The following is an 18,758-nucleotide window of genomic DNA, read 5'->3' on the forward strand; positions in this document are numbered from 1 at the left end:
TCGTGCGCATCTACCTGCCCCTGACCCTGGACGAGCTCGACGCCGACGAGCTGCCCGACCGCCGGGGGCACGCCGTGACCGCCGCCCTGCGTGCCGCACTGCCCGACGAGGATGACGAGGGCCTCGAGTTCGCGGCGCAGCTCATGGCGGCCGACGACAGCTTCGAGCTGCTCCGCCGGGCCGCAGGTGCTCCTCGGCTGCGTGCCGTCGCGTCCGTGGATGTCCCCGACGCGCAGGTGGCGGACGTCTCCGACGACGACGACGGCGCCCCGAGCCTGGTCCGGGTCACGCGGCCTGTGAGCCGCTCGGAGATCGCGTGCGTGCACGTGGACGAGCCGGCCGTGGCCACGGACGTGGCGGCTGCGCTGGACGGTGACGCCTCGGCGGTGGAACGCGTCGACGACGCCGACCTGCTCTGGTACGACGCGAGCGAGGTCGCGCAGATCCCGCGGTGACGTCGGGGAGCGCTCGGTGCGCGTGGCGTTCGTCACGAACCGCCGCGACGGCGAGGGCCAGTTGGACCAGTGCGGCCTGGACCAGGTAATGTTCACCGCCGGTACGACGTCCGGTGGACGATCGTGACTGACCTCCGGGGACACCTGGAGGGACGTCGCGACACCGGGGGGAATACCCCCATGGGGTATGGTGTAATTGGCAGCACGAGTGATTCTGGTTCACTTAGTCTAGGTTCGAGTCCTGGTACCCCAGCGCGAGCACCGCTGATTCGACGTTCCGATCCACTCGGAGCATCGGGTAAAGTGTTCACTCGGTAAGCGAGGCCTACGGGCCGAGCAGCTGATAGGCCCCCGTTGTGTAGCGGCCTAGCACGCCGCCCTCTCACGGCGGTAGCGCCGGTTCGAATCCGGTCGGGGGTACAGACGAGAAGCGGTTCCGGCAGACGCCGGGACCGCTTTTTCGTCGCCCGGACGTCTGTTGCCCTCGCCCTGGTCGCTGCGCCATGCTCGTCAGGTCAGCGGTCCGGCGTGCGGAGGCGACATGAGTCCAGGTCAGAGCGACGGATCGCAGGCCCGGGGGAGCCGGCGGCTCATGGTGCTGCTGGCGGCGGCGATGTTCGTGCTCGTCGTCGACACGTCCCTGATGAACGTCTCGATCTCCGCCGTGGTGGTCGATCTCGACACGACGGCGAGCGGCGTGCAGTCGGCGATCGCCCTCGAGGCGCTGGTGTCGGCGGCGTTCATCCTCATCAGCAGCAAGGTGGCCGACCTCGTCGGGCGCAAGCGCGCCTACGTCCTCGGGCTGGTGGCCTACGCCGTCGGTGCGCTGGCCATGACGCTGGCGCAGAGCCTGACCGCGATCGTCGTGCTCTGGGCCGTCGTCGGCGGCCTCGGGGCGTCGCTGCTCCTGCCCGCCATGCAGTCCCTCATCCACGGAAACTTCATGGGGAGCGACCAGAAGAAGGCGTACGCGCTCGTCGGGGCCGCGGCCGCGGTCGCCGCGGCGATCGGGCCGCTGCTCGGGGGCTTCGTCACGACCTACCTGTCGTGGCGCGTCGGGTTCGCGCTCGAGGTGGTCGTCATCGTCGTCGTCCTGAGCCAGATCTCCCTGGTGCGGGACGTCCCCTACACGGGCTCGCGGCGGATCGACGCCGTGGGTGCCGTCCTGTCCGTGCTCGGGATGGGCGGTGTGGTGCTCGGCATCCTGGTGTGGCAGGAAGGGGGCGAGCTCGTCGGTCTGCTCGTGCTCGTCGGGCTCGTCGCGCTGGCCGGCCTCGTCCGCTGGCTCGTCCGCAGCAAGCGGACCGGACGCGTGACGCTGCTCGACCCGGACCTGTTCCGGCACCCGAACTTCACGGCGGGCGTCACCGGGCAGATGCTCCAGCAGATCACCCTGGGCGGGGCCATGATCGCGCTGCCGCTCTTCTTCCAGATGACGCTCGAGTACGACGCACTCGAGGCGGGTCTGTCGCTCGCGCCGCTGTCGTTGACGATGTTCGCGGCGGCCGTGGTGGCGGGCAAGCGGGCCGGCAACCGTCGTCCCGCGGCCGTGATCCGGGCCGGCTTCCTGCTGGCGAGCCTGGGGATCGCGGCGATCGTGCCGCTCGTGCCGCGCGTGGGCAGTGGCTGGTACCTGGTGATCCCGCTCGCGGTCGCGGGGAGCGGTCTGGGGCTCCTCGTCTCACAGCTCAACAACTACACGCTCGCGCCCGTGGCCGAGGAGCGGGTCAGCGAGGCCGCGGGCGTGAACTCCGCGGCCGGGTCGTTCGGTCTCTCCTTCGGGCTCGCGATGGCGGGTGGGCTGATGCTCGCGACCCTGTCGTTCAGCTTCACGCACCTGACGCAGGCCAGCGACGTCATCCCGGCGGAGCAGCAGGCGCAGATCGCGGCGACGCTCGAGCGAGACGCCGAGATCATGAGCAACAGCCGGCTCGCCGAGCAGATCGGTGGAGAGCCGCCCGCCGTCGTGGCGGAGGTTCTCGCGATCAACGACGAGGCCCGCAACCGGTCGCTCCAGGTCGCGCTCCTGGTGCCGCTGCTGGCCGGCCTCGGCGGCCTGGTCAACGGGTTCCGGATGATGCGGCTGCCCGACCAGCGCCCGTCGTCGTCGCTCGAAGGTCTCGACCTCGGCTGAGATCAGTGCTGGCCGCGAGGCCCGTGGTTGCTCGTCGGGAGCAGGGCGACGACGCCCCACCCGACCACGGCCGCGACGAGACCGACCAGGATGCCGGTCGCCACCGCACCGGCCGCGTCGGCCCCGCCGAGCACCGCGACGAGTGCGCCCACGACGAAGCCGGCCACGCCCGCGATCGCCGCGCCGCGCCTGGTCAGCCGTCGCCGCGCGGCGGCCGGCCCGCGGACGGCCATCAGTCGGCGGTCCGGCGCAGGACCTCGGTGAGGCGGTTGGCGGCGGAGACGACGGCGGCGGCGTGCAGACGTCCGGGCTGGCGCGAGAGGCGCTCGAGCGGTCCGGAGACCGAGACGGCGGCGACGACGCGCCCCGACGGGCCCCGCACGGGCGCGGAGACCGACGCGACGCCGACCTCGCGCTCGGAGACGGACTGGGCCCAGCCGCGGCGGCGGACGCCGGACAGGATGGTCGCGGTGAACTTCGAGCCCTGCAGGCCGCGATGCAGGCGGTCCGGCTCCTCCCACGCGAGGAGCACCTGGGCGGCCGAGCCGGCCTGCATCGTGAGCGTGGCGCCTACGGGGATGGAGTCGCGCAGCCCGATGGGGCGTTCCGCGGCGGCGACGCAGATGCGCTGGTCACCCTGGCGGCGGTAGAGCTGGGCGCTCTCGCCCGTGTGGTCGCGGACGGCGGCCAGCACGGGACCGGCGGCGGCCAGGAGGCGGTCCTCACCCGCGGCCGTGGCGAGCTCCGACAGACGCGGCCCCAGCACGAACCGACCCTGCATGTCGCGGGCCACCAGCCGGTGGTGCTCCAGGGCGACGGCGAGCCGGTGGGCCGTGGGGCGAGCAAGATGGGTGGCGGTCACGAGCTGGGCGAGGGTCGCCGGGCCGGCCTCGAGAGCGCTGAGAACGGACGCGGCCTTGTCCAGCACGCCGACTCCGCTAGAGTTGTCCATAGGTCGATATTGCCGTCTCGAAGGCTGAGATGCAAGCGACGCCCCCCAGCAGGTCCCGAAGAGACAGGAAAGAACATGGCCGGCACGTTGGCGGAGAAGGTCTGGGATGCGCACGTCGTGCGCCCTGGTGCGGACGGCGCGCCCGACCTCCTGTACATCGACCTGCACCTGGTGCACGAGGTCACCAGCCCGCAGGCGTTCGAGGGGCTGCGCCTCGCCGGTCGTCCCGTCCGTCGCCCGGACCTGACGCTCGCGACCGAGGACCACAACACCCCGACGCTCGACATCGACCGGCCGATCGCCGACGCGACCAGCCGCACCCAGATCGAGACGCTGCGCAACAACGCCAAGGAGTTCGGCGTGCGCATCCACTCGCTCGGAGACGCGGACCAGGGCATCGTCCACCAGGTGGGCCCGCAGCTCGGCCTCACGCAGCCCGGCCTGACGGTCGTGTGCGGCGACTCGCACACGTCGACGCACGGCGCCTTCGGCGCCCTCGCGTTCGGCATCGGCACGTCCGAGGTCGAGCACGTGCTGGCCACGCAGACGCTGCCGCTCGCGCCGTTCAAGACGATGGCTATCACGGTCAACGGGCAGCTGCCCGAGGGTGCGACCAGCAAGGACATCATCCTGGCGATCATCGCCAAGATCGGCACCGGCGGCGGCCAGGGCTACGTGCTCGAGTACCGCGGCGAGGCGATCCGCGGACTGAGCATGGAAGCCCGCATGACCATCTGCAACATGTCGATCGAGGCCGGTGCCCGCGCCGGCATGATCGCGCCCGACCAGACCACGTTCGACTACCTGCAGGGCCGCCCGCACGCGCCCGAGGGTGCGGACTGGGACGCGGCCGTCGAGTACTGGAAGACGCTGCGCTCCGACGACGACGCGACGTTCGACGTCGAGGTCGTCCTCGAGGCGCAGGACCTCGAGCCGTTCGTCACGTGGGGCACCAACCCCGGGCAGGGCCTGCCGCTGTCCGGCTCGGTCCCGGTCCCGGAGGAGATCGCCGACGAGAACGAGCGCATCACCGCCGAGCGCGCCATCGAGTACATGGGCCTGACGCCCGGCCAGCCGCTGCGCGAGATCAAGGTCGACACGGTCTTCATCGGCTCCTGCACGAACGGCCGCATCGAGGACCTGCGCTCGGTCGCCAAGGTGATCGCCGGCAAGCACAAGGCCGACGACGTCCGCGTCCTGGTGGTGCCCGCCTCCGCACGTGTCCGCCTCCAGGCCGAGGCCGAGGGGCTCGACAAGATCTTCCTCGACTTCGGTGCGGAGTGGCGCAACGCCGGCTGCTCGATGTGCCTGGGCATGAACCCCGACCAGCTCGCACCGGGGGAGCGCTCGGCGTCCACCTCCAACCGCAACTTCGAGGGACGTCAGGGCAAGGGCGGTCGCACGCACCTGGTCTCCCCGCTCGTGGCCGCCGCGACGGCGATCCGCGGCACCCTCTCGTCGTACTCCGACCTGGGCACCGGCACCCCGGCACCCGACGGCACCCCGCTGGCCGACCTCCAGACGGTCTGACCGGACCAGGAAGACAGGAACAGGACCATGGAGAAGTTCACCCAGCACACGGGAGTCGGCGTGCCGCTGCGCCGCAGCAACGTCGACACCGACCAGATCATCCCCGCCGTCTACCTCAAGCGCGTCACGCGCACCGGGTTCGAGGACGCGCTGTTCGCCGCCTGGCGCGGCGACCCGACCTTCGTCCTCAACCAGGAGGCGTACTCGAGCGGTTCCGTCCTGGTGGCGGGCCCTGACTTCGGCACCGGCTCGTCGCGCGAGCACGCCGTGTGGGCGCTCAAGGACTACGGCTTCAAGGTCGTCATCTCGACGCGCTTCGCCGACATCTTCCGCGGCAACTCCGGCAAGCAGGGCCTGCTCGCCGCCGTCGCGTCGGCCGAGGACATCGAGCTCATCTGGAAGATCCTCGAGACCCGCCCGGGCACCGAGATCACCGTGGACCTCGAGGCGCGCACCATCACGTGCGACGACGTCGTCGTCCCGTTCCAGGTCGACGACTACACGCGCTGGCGCCTCATGGAGGGCCTGGACGACATCGGCCTGACCCTCGAGCACGCCGACGAGATCTCGGCGTTCGAGGAGAAGCGTGAGCCGTGGCGCCCTGCCACCCTCCCGGCCAAGCACCTCCCTCCGGTCGAGATCAAGGCGGCGCGCCCGTCGGGCGTGCCGGTGGAGATCAGCCGCCGCCCCTGAGCTCCTACCCGACGTCGCTACGGTGGTCCCAGCAGGTTCGCACCGCCGACGAAGGGACGACCATGCCCGGCAAGTCGCAGATCGCCGACCGGATCGCCGCACGCGGCTGGAGTCGCGCCGATGCCGGGTCCGCGGTCGACGCGGTGCTCGAGGAGGTCACGGCCGCCCTGGCCGCAGGGGAACGGGTGACGCTCACGGGCTTCGGCACCTTCGAGCCCGTGCCCCGCGCTGCTCGCACGGCGCGCGACCCCCGCACGGGCGCGGCGCTCGACGTCGCGGCGACCACCGTGGCGCGCTTCCACCCGGGCGCGACCCTGCGGGCGCGGGTGCGCGGAGCCGCACCGAGGGCCGCCGGCGCCGACGACGGTCCCCGCCGCAGCGGTGACGCGGCGCGTCCAGGCGCGGCAGCGCGGACGACGGAACGCCGCGCGGCGGCCGACCGCGAGACCGGCGTCCCCGACCCCGCCGAGCCCACGGACACCACGAAGACCATCCATCGCGCCAAGGGGGCCGACGCCGTCCGGGTGCGGTCCGGCGAGGTGCGGTCCTCGAAGGGCGGCACCTCGAAGGGCGGTAGCCGCACGAACGAGGCCGCGGAGACGGCTGACGGCAAGGCGAAGGCCAAGGTCGGCAGCAAGGCGAAGGCGAAGGCGAAGGCGAGGGCCGACAGCAAGGTGAAGGCGAGGGCCGACAGCAAGAAGAAGGCGAAGGCCAAGGCCGACAGCAAGGCGAAGGCCAGGTCCGACAGCAAGGCGAAGGCCAAGTTGCGCACGAAGGCGAAGGCCACGGGGAAGTCTCACCGCGGCACGAAGAAGTCCTGACGCCACCCTGTCGTGGCCGCGGCACACCCGCGGGACCTGTCTGTGAAGGTTTGGCACGAAGGACGACGCGCGGGCCCGTGCAGGACGAACCGCGACGGTCGGTAGGTGAGGATAGGCGCGTGAACGATCTGCTCTATGTCAACGGCGGGACGCCCCTGCGGGGCGAGATCACGGTCAGGGGGGCCAAGAACTTCGTCTCGAAGGCGATGGTCGCGGCGCTCCTGGGCGAGACGCCCAGCGTGCTGCGCAACGTCCCCCAGATCCGGGACGTCGCCGTGGTGACCGGTCTGCTCGAGCTGCACGGCGTGAAGGTCGACGCCGACGCCAAGGGTGGCACCCTGCACCTCGACCCGACTGACGTGGAGTCGGCGCACGTCGCCGACATCGACGCGCACGCCGGGTCCAGCCGCATCCCCATCCTGTTCTGCGGGCCGCTGCTGCACCGCCTCGGGGAGGCGTTCATCCCCGACCTGGGGGGCTGCCGGATCGGCGACCGGCCGATCAACTACCACCTCGACATCCTGCGCCAGTTCGGCGCCGTCGTGGACAAGACCCACAACGGCATCCACATCAGAGCGCCTCACCGTCTGCAAGGCACCAAGATCGCGCTCCCGTACCCGAGCGTCGGCGCCACCGAGCAGCTGCTGCTGACCGCGGTGCGTGCCGAGGGCATCACCGAGCTGTCCAACGCGGCGATCGAGCCCGAGATCATGGATCTCATCAACGTGCTGCAGAAGATGGGCGCGATCATCTCGGTCGACACCGACCGCGTGATCCGGATCGAGGGCGTCGACCGCCTCGAGGGCTACCAGCACACGTCGCTGTCCGACCGCATCGAGGCGGCGTCCTGGGCCTCGGCCGCGCTGTCGACGGGCGGGGACATCTACGTACGCGGCGCCACGCAGCCGGAGATGACCACGTTCCTCAACACCTACCGCAAGGTGGGTGGCGAGTTCCGGGTCGACGACGACGGCATCCGGTTCTGGCACCCGGGCGGCGACCTGCGCTCCATCCAGCTCGAGACGGACGTGCACCCGGGTTTCATGACGGACTGGCAGCAGCCGCTCGTCGTCGCGCTCACGCAGGCCAAGGGCCTGTCGATCGTCCACGAGACGGTGTACGAGAACCGATTCGGGTTCACCGACGCGCTCGTCGGGATGGGCGCCACCATCCAGGTCTACAAGGAGTGCCTGGGTGGCCGGCCGTGCCGGTTCGGGCAGCGCAACTTCTACCACTCCGCCGTCATCAGCGGCCCGACGCCGCTGGCCGCGGCCGACATCGAGGTTCCCGACCTGCGGGGCGGCTTCTCCCACCTCATCGCGGCGCTGACCGCCAAGGGCACCTCGTCGGTGCGCGGGATCAGCCTGATCGACCGCGGGTACGAGCACTTCACCGACAAGCTCGAGGCGCTCGGCGCGGAGTTCGGTCGCGACTGATCCGGACATCGCAGGCGAGCCGCGGACGGGGGGCCACGGGTCAGCGGGTAGCATCGGCTCCCGTGCATTCGCCCGCCCGATCCAACCGTGCCTACCGCAACGTCGCGCGCATCCTGCGCCCGATCCTCCTGGTCGTGACCAAGCGCGACTGGCACGGGGCGGAGAACCTGCCGACCGACCGAGGGTTCATCGTCGCCTCGAACCACATGACCAACGTCGACCCCATCACGTTCGCCCACTACCTGTGGGACAACGGGTTCGCCCCCAAGATCCTGGCGAAGTCCAGCCTCTTCAAGGTGCCCGTCGTGGGGGGAGTCCTGCGCGGGACCGGCCAGATCCCCGTCTACCGCAACTCGGCCGCGGCTGCTGACTCGCTGTCCGCGGCCGTCGCCGCGATCGCAGAGGGCGAGTGCGTCGCGGTGTTCCCCGAGGGGACGCTGACGCGCGAGCCCGACCTGTGGCCCATGGCCGGCAAGACGGGTGTGGCGCGCCTGGCGCTCACCACCCGCGCACCGGTCATCCCGCTCGCGCAGTGGGGGGCGCAGGACCTGCTGGGGCGTTACAAGAAGCTGCTCAAGCCGATCCCGCCCAAGAAGGTCACCGTGGTCACGGGCCCGCCCGTCGACCTCGACGACCTCTACGGACGGCCGCTCGACAGCGCGACCCTGCGTGAGGCCACGGACCGCGTGATGGACGCGATCACCGCCCTGCTCGAGGGGGTCCGTGGTGAGAAGGCCCCCACCGCCCGATACGACATGCGCAAGCCCGTCCCGCCCGGCCAGGACCGGGTCGGCGGGGACCACGCGACGAAGCCGGAGCTCCCGTGACCGCCGACCGCGACCCCGTCGCCACGTCCGACCATCCCCTGCGGGCCGCCGTGCTCGGCGCCGGCAGCTGGGGCACCACCTTCGCGGCCGTCATGGCCGACGCGGGCTGTCAGGTGACGGTGTGGGGGCGCGACGAGAAGGTGTGCCGCCAGATCGCCCAGGAGCGGCGCAACGAGCGGTACGTCCCAGGCGTCGAGCTGCCCGCGGGCATCGCCGCGACGACGGACGCGGCCGAGGCGGTGCGCGACGCGGACCTCGTCGTCATCGCGGTGCCGTCGCAGAGCGCGCGGGCCACGCTGGAGCCGTTGCGCGGCGCGATCCGCCCGGACGCTGTGGCCGTCTCGCTCATGAAGGGCGTCGAGCTCGGGACGGACCGGCGCATGAGCCAGGTGGTCGCCGAGTCGCTCGGCATCGCACCCGAGCGCGTCGCCGTCGTCTCGGGCCCGAACCTGGCCAAGGAGATCGCGCACCGTCAGCCCACCGCCACCGTCGTCGCCGCCACGGACGACGAGACCGCGCAGCTCGTCGCGCGGGCCTGCGCGTCGTCGTACTTCCGCCCGTACACCAACGACGACGTGGTCGGCGTAGAGCTGTGCGGCGCCGTGAAGAACATCATCGCGCTGGCCGTCGGCATCTCGCAGGGGCGTGGCCTGGGCTTCAACACCATGGCGACGATCATCACGCGCGGCCTCGTCGAGATCACGCGCCTGGGCCTGGCCCTGGGTGCCGACGCGGACACGTTCCCCGGCCTGGCGGGCATGGGCGACCTGATGGCGACGTGCGCGTCCCCCGACTCGCGCAACCACACGCTCGGCAACCACATCGGTCAGGGCATGACGCTCGAGGAGGCCGTCGCCGCGACGGGCGGCACCGCCGAGGGCGTGAAGTCGAGCCGTTCGGTGCTGGAGCTCGCGGACTCCTTGGGCGTCGAGATGCCCATCACGCACGCGGTGGTCCGCGTCCTGCACGAGGGGCTGCCCGTCGACGACCTGGCGGCACTGCTCCTTGCGCGCCCCCACAAGGCCGAGGGCGTCTAGCGGACGCTCGCGTCGAGGGCCGCCGAGAGGTCGGCCCACAGGTCGTCGACGTCCTCGATCCCGACCGACAGCCGCAGCAGGTCGTCGGGGACGGTGAGCGACTCCGTCGCGAACCGGCGGCGTCGCTCCATGCTGGACTCCACGCCGCCCAGGCTCGTGGCGGGTACCCACAGGCGCACGGCGTCGACGACCGCGTCGGCCGCCGAGGCGCCGCCGTGCGGGCGCAGGCCGATGATCGCGCCGAACCCGTCCATGAGCCGCGCCGCGCGCTCGTGGCCCGGGTCGTCGGGCAGGCTGGGGTGCCGGACCGCGGCCACCGCAGGGTGCGACGACAGACGCCGGGCGAGCTCGGCGGCGTTCGCCTGCGCGCGCTCGACCCGCAGGGCCAGCGTCCGCACGCCGCGCAGCGCGAGCCACACCTCGAACGGCCCGGCGATCGAGCCGTGCAGGGTCCGGTACGCGTGCAGGCGGGTGTGCAGGTCGTCGTCGTCGGACAGCGCCGCGCCCAGCACCACGTCGCTGTGCCCGGCCAGGTACTTCGTCACGGAGTGGATCACCACGTCGGCGCCGAGCGTCAGCGGACGCTGGACCAGCGGGGTCGCGAACGTGTTGTCGACGCCCACCAGGGCGCCGGCGGCGTGCGCGGCCTCGATCAGCACCGGCAGGTCCGCGACCTCGAGCATGGGGTTGGTCGGCGACTCGATCCACAGCATCGACGTGCCGGGCAGCGCCGCGAGCACTGCGTCCGTGTCGTCGATGTCGACCAGCACCACCTCGACGCCCTCGCGCTGCGCCAGGTCCGCCGCGTAGCCGAGGGTGACCTGGTAGCAGTGCCGCGGCAGCACCAGGCGGCCGCCCGGGGGGACCAGCGAGAACGCGGCAGCGATGGACGCCATGCCCGAGCCGAACACGAGGGCGGGATGGCGCGAGCGCTCGAGCTCGCCGAGGACCTGCTCGAAGGGGTGCCACGAGGCCGAGTCGATGCGGCCGTACAGCAGCTCGCCGGGCGCCGGCTCGCCGGACGAGACGTTGGTGGAGGTGAGCACGACCGGCGGGTTGACCGGGCCGCCCTGCTCGCGGGCCGGACGGCCCGATGCGACGGTGACGGTGGCGGGGGAGAGGGCGGGTGACGGGAACTCGTGGCTCACGGCAGCAGGTTACGACCCCGACGGGTACCCCGGTGACAGGCGAGGCGCCGCAGCGGGTGACGCGCCAGGTAGGGTCGTGGCCGATGAACGCGACGCCGAACACCCCTGCCTCGTCCGACGTGCCGACCGACCCGACGTCGGACGACGGCGCGCAGTGGGTGCTCACGACGCACCGGCCGCGCGTCATGGTGCTGTTCGGGGGACGGTCGGGGGAGCACGCGATCAGCTGCGCGACCGCCGGGGGCGTCCTGCGCGCGCTCGACCGTGAGCGGTACGACGTGCTGGCGGTCGGCATCACGCCGACGGGCCGCTGGGTGCTGGCCGACGACGACCCGGACCGGTGGGCCATCACCGACGGCGAGCTGCCGCAGGTCGAGGACACCACCGCGCACGTGCTCCTGCCGCAGGCGGTCGACGACCGCGACGTGCAGGTGCTGGTGCCGGGCGAGCTGGCGCGCGCGCTGGGCCCCGTCGACGTCGTCTTCCCGCTGCTGCACGGGCCGTTCGGCGAGGACGGCACCCTGCAGGGGATGCTCGAGCTCGCCGACGTCCGGTACGTCGGCGCCGGCGTGCTCGCGTCCGCCGTGGGCATGGACAAGCACATGATGAAGCTGGTGCTGGCCGGGCACGGGCTGCCCGTCGGGCCGTTCGTGGTGCTGGCTCCCGGTGAGTACGACCAGGACCCCGCCGCCGCGTCGGCCAAGATCAAGCCGCTCGGCCTGCCGTTGTTCGTCAAGCCCGCGCGTGCGGGCTCGAGCCTGGGCATCTCGCGGGTCGACGACCTGGCCGACCTGCCGGCCGCGGTCGCCGCTGCCGCGCAGCACGACCCCAAGATCGTGGTCGAGGCCGGCATCGAGGGCCGCGAGATCGAGTGCGGCGTCCTGGGTGGGCACGACGGGCAGCGCGCCCGCGCCTCGCTGCCCGGTGAGATCATCGTCACGGGCGACGAGCACGACTTCTACGACTTCGAGGCCAAGTACCTCGACGAGGGCGGCGTGTCGCTCGTGTGCCCGGCCGACCTGCCCGACGACGTCGTCGCGCAGGTGCGTGACGTGGCCGTCCGCACGTTCGAGGCGGTCGGCTGCGAGGGTCTGGCACGCGTGGACGTCTTCGTGACGCCCGACGGCGACGTGGTGGTCAACGAGATCAACACCATGCCGGGCTTCACGCCGTTCTCCATGTACCCGCGCATGTGGCAGGCCAGCGGGCTCGAGTACGGCGACCTGGTCGACGAGCTGGTCCAGCTGGCCCTGCACCGGCCGACGGGCCTGCGCTGACACAGCCTCAGAGGCAGGAGCGCTGCTTGTCCGTCCGCGAGACGGCGGCGCCCAGGTCGATAAGCAACGACGTGGAGTGCTGCTTGCGGACCGACTCCGGGACCTCGACCTCGACGGCGGGGACGCGCCCGTAGGTGACGAACGTCGCAGGCCCGTCCTCGGTGTCCGAGTCGCCCTGCGTGATGACCCAGTCGACGCTGGTGCCGTTCGACCCCTCGACCGTGGTGCAGCGGTCGGTCGTGGGGGCCAGCGGTTCCACGCCGCAGCGCAGCACGATGGCGGAACCCGGCTCGCCCCACGCCGTCGTCGCCTGGGCGTTCGTGTCGTGCCTGGCGAGCCCGCTGAGCTCGTCGGGCGTCGCCAGGACCACGTCCGCGCAGACGGGGTCGGTGGCGTGCGGCGCCGCGGTGGTCGGGACGGTCTGCGCGCACCCGGCGAGCCCGAGCGCCGTCGCGGCCAGGATCACGGCCGTTGCTCGTCTGCGCACCCGACCACGGTATCCCGGGCCGGGTCCCGCGCCGGACCGGCAGCGCTGTGACGCTCGTCGTCACCGCCCGCAGCGCCTCGACTAGCGTGACGTCCGTGAACCACGAGCCCGTCGTCGCGGACCTGTCCGAGCAGGAGCTCCTGGCCCGGATCTTCCCGCTGCTGCCCCCGGGGGACGCGACGATCGTCGCGCCGGGCGACGACGCGGCGGTCGTGCGTGCGGGGGACGGCCGGTTCGTCGTGACGACCGACGTCCTGGTCGAGGACCGGCACTTCCGGCGGGCCTGGTCGTCGGGCGTGGACGTCGGCGCGCGCGCGGCCGTGCAGAACCTGGCCGACGTCGCGGCGATGGGGGCCCGGCCGACGTCGGTCGTGGTCGCGCTGGTGCTGCCGGGTGACCTCGAGGTGACCTGGGTCGAGGGGTTCGCCCGCGGGCTCGCGCAGGTCTGTGCGCCCCTGGGGGTAGGGGTCGTGGGCGGCGACCTGTCCGGTGGTCCGCTCGTGGTCGCGTCCGTCGCGGCGCACGGCGACCTCGAGGGTCGAGCGCCCGTGCTGCGGTCGGGGGCGCGCCCGGGCGACGTCGTCGCGCACGCCGGCACGCTGGGCCGGTCGGCGGCCGGGCTCGCGCTGCTGGCCGCGGGCCGGGCAGGGCCCGACGACGAGGCGCTGGTGGCCACCTACCGACGCCCGGTGTCCCCGCTGGCCTCCGGGCCGGAAGCGGCGCGGGCGGGGGCGACCGCGATGCTCGACGTCTCCGACGGCCTGCTGCGCGACGCGGGCCGGCTCGCCGCCGCGAGCGGTGTGGTCGTGGAGCTCGACGACCCCGCACGCACGCTGCACGCGGACCACGCGGCCGTCGCCGGCGTCGCCGACAGGCTCGGACGTGACCCGTGGGACTGGGTGCTCGCCGGCGGTGAGGACCACGGCCTCCTGGCGACGTTCCCCGCGGGCACGGACCTGCCGCCCGGGTTTCGCGTGCTCGGGCGTGTGCGCGAGCCGCGCGGCGAGCAGCCGGGCGTCCGGGTCGACGGCCGGCACCCGACCGAGCGACCCGGCTGGGACCACTTCGCCGGATGAGCGCGGTGCGGCGTCAGTTGCGCCGGTACCGCACCTCGAGCAGCTCGGCGCCGCCCACCTCGTCGTAGCGCTCGACGCCGTCGGCCTGGAAGCCGTGGCGGCGGTAGAAGTGGCGGGCCCGGTCGTTGTCGGCCAGCACCCACAGCGTCAGGTGCGTCGACTCGCCCGTCTCGCTGATCACGGTGCGCATGAGCTCGCGCGCGACGCCGTGCCCCCAGATGCCGGGGTCGAGGTAGATCGAGTAGATCTCCCGGTCCGCGCGCCGTGCGTCCTCGTCGCGGCTGGGACCGACGGAGACGAAACCGACGAGGCGCTGGTTCGCCGACGCGATCCACGTCGTGACACCGTCCTGCGGCCCTCGTTCCAGGTGCTGCTTCCAGCGACGCCCCCAGTCCTGGGCGTCCAGTCCGGCGAGGTGGTCGGCGGGCACGATGTCCGCGTAGGCCTCCTGCCAGGAGCGCACGTGGACCTGGGCGATGGCGTCGGCGTCCTGAGGTGCGGCGACCCGGATCGTCACCTCGTCGAGCTGCTCGGTCATGGACCTCACGATGCCACATCGGACAGACATGACGAAGGCCCGCAAGATGAACCTTGCGGGCCTTCGTCGAAGCGTCCGGTGATCAGACCGCGCGCTGCACCTTGCCGGCCTTCAGGCACGAGGTGCACACGTTGAGGCGCTTGGGCGTACCCGCGACGACGGCACGCACGCGCTGGATGTTCGGGTTCCAGCGCCGCTTCGTGCGCACGTGCGAGTGCGAGATGCTGTGCCCGAAGCTCGGGCCCTTGGCGCAGACGTCGCAGTTGGCAGCCACGGTCTTCTCCTGTTTGTCTCTCGGTCCGGGACCGAGGGGTCGGTCCCGATGCATACGGTCACGCCGCGGACGGCGAAGCTTGTTCCGGGCGCGCACGCCGAGGGCCGTAGTCCGGGATCTCGTGATGGATCCTGTGATCGGATGCGGGCCGAGCAGACGATGTCCGCGCGCCTCAGGTACCCGAAGTCCTCCGGGCAACCGGTCAAGACTAGCCCATGGCCCCTCGGCACCCCAAATGTCGGTGGGATGAGGCAAGGTGTGGGGCGGGATCGGTGGGAGTGAGATCGGGTGTGAGAGCGGAGCGCATGGGCGATCGCAGGGAGAACGACGACGAGCGCGTCGTCGGCGGCCAGGTCGACGCGGGCGTGGTGCGTGCCTGGGTGCACGGGGCGCTCGGCGGTCTTCGAGCCGCACGCGAGCGCATCGACGCCGTGAACGTCTTCCCGGTGGCGGACTCCGACACCGGCACCAACGTGCTGCTGACCGTCACCGGCGGCGTCGAGCTCGCGGACCAGGAGCCCGCGGACGCGACCGCCGGCGCGGTCGCTTCCGCCTTCGCTCGAGGCGCGATGCTCGCGGCCCGCGGCAACTCGGGGATCATCGTCAGCCAGTACCTGGCGGGCCTGGCGCGGCGGCTCGACGACGGCGCGGCCCCGGCTGACGTCGCGGCCGCGCTCGTGCACGCCGCACGAGCGGCGCGCCAGTCCATGACCGACCCGCAGGAGGGCACGGTGCTGACCGTGGCGGACGTCGTCGCGCAGGCGGCGACGACGGCTGCGGACGCGGGCGCGGACGTGGCGTCGCTCCTGGCCCAGGTGGTGGACGACGCACACCGGTCGCTGGCCACCGTGAGCGCGACCCACCCCGTGCTGCGGCGTGCGCACGTGCTCGACGCGGGCGCGTGCGCACTGCTGGTGGTCCTCGGTGCGCTGGCGCGTGCCGCCGCCGGCGAGCAGGACGCCGCGCCGGACGTCGACTGGCTACCCGTGACGGCGGCGTCCGCCGGCGGCACGGAGACGCTGGTCGGGGGGTCGTTCGAGGTCATGGCGCTGGTGCGCGGCGGCAGCCAGGACCTGGGTTCGGCGCTGCGACAGGGGCTGGCCGGTGTGGGTGACTCGGTCGCGGTGGTGGGTGCGGACGGCTGGTGGCACGTGCACGTGCACACCGACGACCCGGCGGCGGCGATCGGCGTCTGTGCCCCGGGGCGGCGCGAGCAGGTCGTCGTGCGTGCGCTGGAGAGCCCGCACGGGCAGGGCGCCGCGGCGGCGGACGACGGCGGGTGGGGGCTCGTGGTCTGCACGGCGGCACCCGCCCTGTCGCCCTGGTTCGCGGCGGCCGGGGCCGTCGCGGTCGTCGCGTGCCCCGAGGCGCCCGTCACGGCCGAGCACGTCCTGCGGGCGATCACCGACACGGGAGCACCGCGTACGGTCCTCGTCGACGGCGCGGGCCTGGACGAGGGCGAGCTCGCGGCCGTGCGGGCAGCGCGTGGCGACAGCGTGACGGTCCTGCCGGCGGGCGACGACGTCCGGGCAGTCGTCGCGACGCTCGCCGTGGTCGGCTCGGTGGCGGGACGGCCCGACGACGCCGGCGCCGCGGCCCTGGCGCGCGTGCGGGCGGTCGAGCTCGAGGACGTGGCGGGCCTGCCGGCCCGAGCGGCCGAGCTGGCCGGTGACGGCGAGAGCGTCACGGTGCTGCACCGCGACCCGCTCGGCGACGACGACCGGCGCGAGTTCGAACGCCTGGCGGGCGGGCTCGAGGTCACCTTCGTCGGTCCCGCCGGCCGCGGTCCCGCTCTCACCGTGGCCAGGGACTGAGCGGTGGCCGTCCCCCGCGACGTCGGTTACGAGGACCGCGTCGAGCACGCATCGGCGCTCGACGCGCCCGTGGGCAGCCTCGCGCCACGCATCGGGCCGTCGTTCGAGGCGCTGGGCCTGCGCACGGCGGGCGACGTGGCGCGGTACTACCCGCGCCGGTACGCCGACCCCAGCACGCTGACCGACATCGCGGGGCTCGTGGTGGGGGAGACGGTCTCGGTCGTCGCCGAGGTGCGCCGGTCCGGCATCAAGCACGCGCGCGGCACGGGCGACCCGCGCGTCGAGGCGGAGATCACCGACGGGCGGCGGTCGCTGCGCCTCACGTTCTTCGTCAAGCGTGAGTACGTGGCCAAGAAGATGGCCGAGGAGATGCACCCGGGCCGGCGGGGGCTGTTCACGGGGAAGGTCTCGGTGTTCCGCGACCAGGCCCAGCTCACCAACCCCCAGGTGTCCTGGTTCGACGGCGACGACGAGACCGAGGAACGCTCGCAGGTCGAGGTCGGGTGGCCCACGCCGATCTACAGCGCCACGGCCAAGCTGCCCTCGGACAAGATCCGCGGTGTGGCGCGGCTCGTCGTCGAGCCCCTGCGCGACGACGAGGTCGACGACCCGGTGCCCGCGCAGGTGCGTGAGCGGCGGGGGCTCGGCTCCCTGCGGCAGGCGCTGTACGACGTGCACGTGCCCCGCACGGAGCAGGACTGGCGCAGCGCGCGGCACCGGCTGCGGTACGAGGAGGCGTTCGTCCTGCAGGCCGAGCTGGCCCGCCGCCGGGCCCGTGCTGCTGCGGAACCCGCCACCGCCCGCCCGGCGACGTCCGGTGGCCTGCTGGACGCGTTCGACGCCCGCCTGCCCTTCGCCCTGACGGACGGCCAGCGTCGCGTCGGCGCCGAGCTCGCCGACGAGCTCGCGCGGTCCGTGCCGATGCAGCGGCTCCTGCAGGGCGAGGTCGGCTCGGGCAAGACCGTCGTCGCGCTGCGCGCGATGCTGCAGGTCGTCGACGCCGGTGGGCAGGCCGCGCTGCTGGCCCCCACCGAGGTGCTCGCGGCGCAGCACGCGCGTTCGCTGCGACGCCTGCTGGGCGACCTCGCGGAGGGCGGCATGCTGGGCGGCGCCGAGATCGGGACCCGTGTCGCGCTGCTGACCGGCTCGCTCGCGGCGTCCGCGCGGCGCGAGGCGCTGCTGGACGCCGCCGGGGGTGCCGCGGGCATCGTCGTCGGGACGCACGCGCTGCTCTCGGCGAACGTCCAGTTCGCCGACCTGGGCCTGGTGGTCGTCGACGAGCAGCACAAGTTCGGCGTCGAGCAGCGCGACACCCTGCGGGCGAAGGCGGCCACCGCGCCCCACCTGCTGGTGATGACCGCGACGCCCATCCCGCGAACCGTCGCCATGACGGTGTTCGGTGACCTCGAGACCTCCGTCCTCGACGAGGTCCCCGCCGGGCGCAGCGGCGTGGTCACGCACGTCGTGCCCGCCGGCAAGCCCGCCTGGGTGGCGCGCACGTGGACGCGCGTGCGTGAGGAGGTCGCCGCGGGCGGGCGGGCGTACGTGGTGTGCGCGCGGATCGAGGGCGACGACGGCGACGGCGCGGACCTCGTGGCTGCGCAGCCTGCGACGCTGGGGGACGACGGCGCGGCGGCCCGGCGCCCGCTGCGGGCCGTGGTCGAGGTGGCCGACGAGCTGCGGGCGCTGCCCGACCTCGCCGGGATCGGCGTCGGCGTCCTGCACGGACGGCTGGCTGCCGAGGACAAGGAGCGCGCGCTCGCGGACTTCGCCTCGGGCGTGACGCCCGTCCTGGTCTCGACGACGGTCGTCGAGGTCGGCGTCGACGTGCCGGAGGCGACCGTGATGGTCATCCTCGACGCCGACCGGTTCGGCGTCTCGCAGCTCCACCAGCTGCGCGGACGCATCGGTCGCGGGTCGGCGCCCGGCGTCTGCCTGCTGGTGAGCGGGGCGCTGCCGGGGACACCGGCGGACGATCGGGTGAACCACGTCGCCGCCACGCACGACGGTTTCGAGCTCGCGGCTTTCGACCTGGAGCAGCGCGGCGAGGGTGACGTGCTGGGTGCCTCCCAGTGGGGCTCGGCGAGCTCCCTGCGGCTCCTGCGGGTGACCCGCGACGGCACGCTCATCGAGCAGGCGCGGGCCGACGCGCGCGAGCTGGTCGAGCAGGACGTCGAGCTGACGGCCTGGCCGGCGCTGCGGGCGGCGATCGACGCCAGGCTCACCGACGAGGCCGAGGAGTTCCTCGACCGGACGTGA

The 18,758-nt window shown here is 73.1% G+C and carries 18 protein-coding genes and 2 tRNA genes; 14 read left to right on the plus strand and 6 right to left on the minus strand.

The genetic code is table 11. The features are described from left to right. Positions 1 to 2 precede the first annotated feature (2 nt). The 4 genes from IC607_RS05040 to IC607_RS05055 all read left to right on the plus strand — a co-directional run bounded on the left by IC607_RS05040 (position 3) and on the right by IC607_RS05055 (position 2,589). Positions 3 to 455, plus strand: a complete 453-nt coding sequence (locus IC607_RS05040; protein WP_191785935.1) for a hypothetical protein — start codon at positions 3 to 5, stop codon at positions 453 to 455. A gap of 181 nt (positions 456 to 636) precedes the next feature. Continuing rightward, a tRNA-Gln gene (locus tag IC607_RS05045) sits at positions 637 to 708 on the plus strand. Between the two features lie 94 nt (positions 709 to 802). Continuing rightward, positions 803 to 875, plus strand: a tRNA-Glu gene (locus IC607_RS05050). A 121-nt stretch (positions 876 to 996) separates the two neighbouring features. After that, positions 997 to 2,589, plus strand: a complete 1,593-nt coding sequence (locus tag IC607_RS05055; RefSeq protein ID WP_225224553.1) for an MFS transporter — start codon at positions 997 to 999, stop codon at positions 2,587 to 2,589. Between the two features lie 2 nt (positions 2,590 to 2,591). On the opposite strand, the gene IC607_RS05060 is transcribed toward IC607_RS05055, so the two are convergent. Together IC607_RS05060 and IC607_RS05065 are read right to left on the minus strand one after the other, a co-directional pair. Beyond that, positions 2,592 to 2,822, minus strand: a complete 231-nt coding sequence (locus tag IC607_RS05060) for a hypothetical protein (RefSeq protein ID WP_191785936.1) — start codon at positions 2,820 to 2,822, stop codon at positions 2,592 to 2,594. Continuing rightward, positions 2,822 to 3,541, minus strand: coding sequence for an IclR family transcriptional regulator (locus IC607_RS05065; protein WP_118767660.1), 720 nt, complete (start codon positions 3,539 to 3,541; stop codon positions 2,822 to 2,824). The genes IC607_RS05060 and IC607_RS05065 overlap by 1 nt, the downstream gene beginning before the upstream one ends. Before the next feature lie 75 nt (positions 3,542 to 3,616). Between IC607_RS05065 and leuC the strand changes: the two genes are divergently transcribed. From leuC to IC607_RS05095, 6 genes are all read left to right on the plus strand, one after another. Next, on the plus strand, positions 3,617 to 5,071 hold the full coding sequence (gene leuC / locus IC607_RS05070) for a 3-isopropylmalate dehydratase large subunit (protein ID WP_191785937.1): 1,455 nt from the start codon (positions 3,617 to 3,619) through the stop codon (positions 5,069 to 5,071). A 27-nt stretch (positions 5,072 to 5,098) separates the two neighbouring features. Beyond that, positions 5,099 to 5,764 (plus strand): 3-isopropylmalate dehydratase small subunit, encoded by a 666-nt coding sequence (leuD, locus tag IC607_RS05075; RefSeq protein WP_191785938.1) that lies wholly within the window; start codon positions 5,099 to 5,101, stop codon positions 5,762 to 5,764. A 62-nt stretch (positions 5,765 to 5,826) separates the two neighbouring features. Further along, a complete protein-coding gene (locus tag IC607_RS17610; RefSeq protein WP_191785939.1) occupies positions 5,827 to 6,585 on the plus strand; it encodes an HU family DNA-binding protein in 759 nt (252 codons plus the stop codon). 119 nt (positions 6,586 to 6,704) lie between these two features. Next, positions 6,705 to 8,021: a UDP-N-acetylglucosamine 1-carboxyvinyltransferase gene (gene murA, locus IC607_RS05085; RefSeq protein WP_191785940.1), complete on the plus strand. Its 1,317-nt coding sequence runs from the start codon at positions 6,705 to 6,707 to the stop codon at positions 8,019 to 8,021. A 62-nt stretch (positions 8,022 to 8,083) separates the two neighbouring features. Continuing rightward, positions 8,084 to 8,848 carry a lysophospholipid acyltransferase family protein gene (locus tag IC607_RS05090; RefSeq protein WP_191785941.1) on the plus strand — a complete coding sequence of 255 codons (765 nt, stop codon included), beginning with the start codon at positions 8,084 to 8,086 and terminating at the stop codon, positions 8,846 to 8,848. After that, positions 8,845 to 9,885, plus strand: coding sequence for an NAD(P)H-dependent glycerol-3-phosphate dehydrogenase (locus IC607_RS05095; protein ID WP_370526020.1), 1,041 nt, complete (start codon positions 8,845 to 8,847; stop codon positions 9,883 to 9,885). The genes IC607_RS05090 and IC607_RS05095 overlap by 4 nt, the downstream gene beginning before the upstream one ends. Here IC607_RS05095 and IC607_RS05100 read toward each other — a convergent pair. Beyond that, a complete protein-coding gene (locus IC607_RS05100; RefSeq protein ID WP_191785942.1) occupies positions 9,882 to 11,033 on the minus strand; it encodes a PLP-dependent transferase in 1,152 nt (383 codons plus the stop codon). The genes IC607_RS05095 and IC607_RS05100 overlap by 4 nt on opposite strands. 83 nt (positions 11,034 to 11,116) lie before the next feature. Between IC607_RS05100 and IC607_RS05105 the strand changes: the two genes are divergently transcribed. Then, positions 11,117 to 12,310 carry a D-alanine--D-alanine ligase family protein gene (locus IC607_RS05105; RefSeq protein WP_304516306.1) on the plus strand — a complete coding sequence of 398 codons (1,194 nt, stop codon included), beginning with the start codon at positions 11,117 to 11,119 and terminating at the stop codon, positions 12,308 to 12,310. Between the two features lie 7 nt (positions 12,311 to 12,317). Here IC607_RS05105 and IC607_RS05110 read toward each other — a convergent pair whose 3' ends face one another. Next, a complete protein-coding gene (locus IC607_RS05110; protein WP_191785943.1) occupies positions 12,318 to 12,797 on the minus strand; it encodes a DUF3515 family protein in 480 nt (159 codons plus the stop codon). Between the two features lie 95 nt (positions 12,798 to 12,892). Here IC607_RS05110 and IC607_RS05115 point away from each other — a divergent pair, with 95 nt between their 5' ends. Further along, on the plus strand, positions 12,893 to 13,873 hold the full coding sequence (locus IC607_RS05115) for a thiamine-phosphate kinase (RefSeq protein WP_191785944.1): 981 nt from the start codon (positions 12,893 to 12,895) through the stop codon (positions 13,871 to 13,873). A 13-nt stretch (positions 13,874 to 13,886) separates the two neighbouring features. On the opposite strand, the gene IC607_RS05120 is transcribed toward IC607_RS05115, so the two are convergent. After that, positions 13,887 to 14,411: a GNAT family N-acetyltransferase gene (locus IC607_RS05120; protein WP_191785945.1), complete on the minus strand. Its 525-nt coding sequence runs from the start codon at positions 14,409 to 14,411 to the stop codon at positions 13,887 to 13,889. Between the two features lie 82 nt (positions 14,412 to 14,493). Further along, complete coding sequence (rpmB, locus tag IC607_RS05125) at positions 14,494 to 14,685, minus strand: 50S ribosomal protein L28 (protein WP_029289091.1); 192 nt, start codon at positions 14,683 to 14,685, stop codon at positions 14,494 to 14,496. A 305-nt stretch (positions 14,686 to 14,990) separates the two neighbouring features. Here rpmB and IC607_RS05130 point away from each other — a divergent pair, with 305 nt between their 5' ends. Next, positions 14,991 to 16,499 (plus strand): DAK2 domain-containing protein, encoded by a 1,509-nt coding sequence (locus IC607_RS05130; protein ID WP_191785946.1) that lies wholly within the window; start codon positions 14,991 to 14,993, stop codon positions 16,497 to 16,499. Between the two features lie 3 nt (positions 16,500 to 16,502). After that, positions 16,503 to 18,758 (plus strand): ATP-dependent DNA helicase RecG, encoded by a 2,256-nt coding sequence (locus IC607_RS05135; RefSeq protein ID WP_191785947.1) that lies wholly within the window; start codon positions 16,503 to 16,505, stop codon positions 18,756 to 18,758.

The organism is Cellulomonas sp. JH27-2 (genome assembly GCF_014837175.1).
GTDB lineage: Bacteria > Actinomycetota > Actinomycetes > Actinomycetales > Cellulomonadaceae > Cellulomonas.

Bases quoted from the DNA above. Each gene is read 5' to 3' on its own strand.
- leuC (WP_191785937.1), top strand. From the start codon at position 3,617: ATGGCCGGCACGTTGGCGGAGAAGGTCTGGGATGCGCACGTCGTGCGC.
- IC607_RS05060 (WP_191785936.1), bottom strand. From the start codon at position 2,822: ATGGCCGTCCGCGGGCCGGCCGCCGCGCGGCGACGGCTGACCAGGCGC.
- IC607_RS05055 (WP_225224553.1), top strand. From the start codon at position 997: ATGAGTCCAGGTCAGAGCGACGGATCGCAGGCCCGGGGGAGCCGGCGG.
- IC607_RS17610 (WP_191785939.1), top strand. From the start codon at position 5,827: ATGCCCGGCAAGTCGCAGATCGCCGACCGGATCGCCGCACGCGGCTGG.
- IC607_RS05120 (WP_191785945.1), bottom strand. From the start codon at position 14,411: ATGACCGAGCAGCTCGACGAGGTGACGATCCGGGTCGCCGCACCTCAG.
- IC607_RS05130 (WP_191785946.1), top strand. From the start codon at position 14,991: ATGGGCGATCGCAGGGAGAACGACGACGAGCGCGTCGTCGGCGGCCAG.
- leuD (WP_191785938.1), top strand. From the start codon at position 5,099: ATGGAGAAGTTCACCCAGCACACGGGAGTCGGCGTGCCGCTGCGCCGC.
- IC607_RS05065 (WP_118767660.1), bottom strand. From the start codon at position 3,541: ATGGACAACTCTAGCGGAGTCGGCGTGCTGGACAAGGCCGCGTCCGTT.
- IC607_RS05105 (WP_304516306.1), top strand. From the start codon at position 11,117: ATGAACGCGACGCCGAACACCCCTGCCTCGTCCGACGTGCCGACCGAC.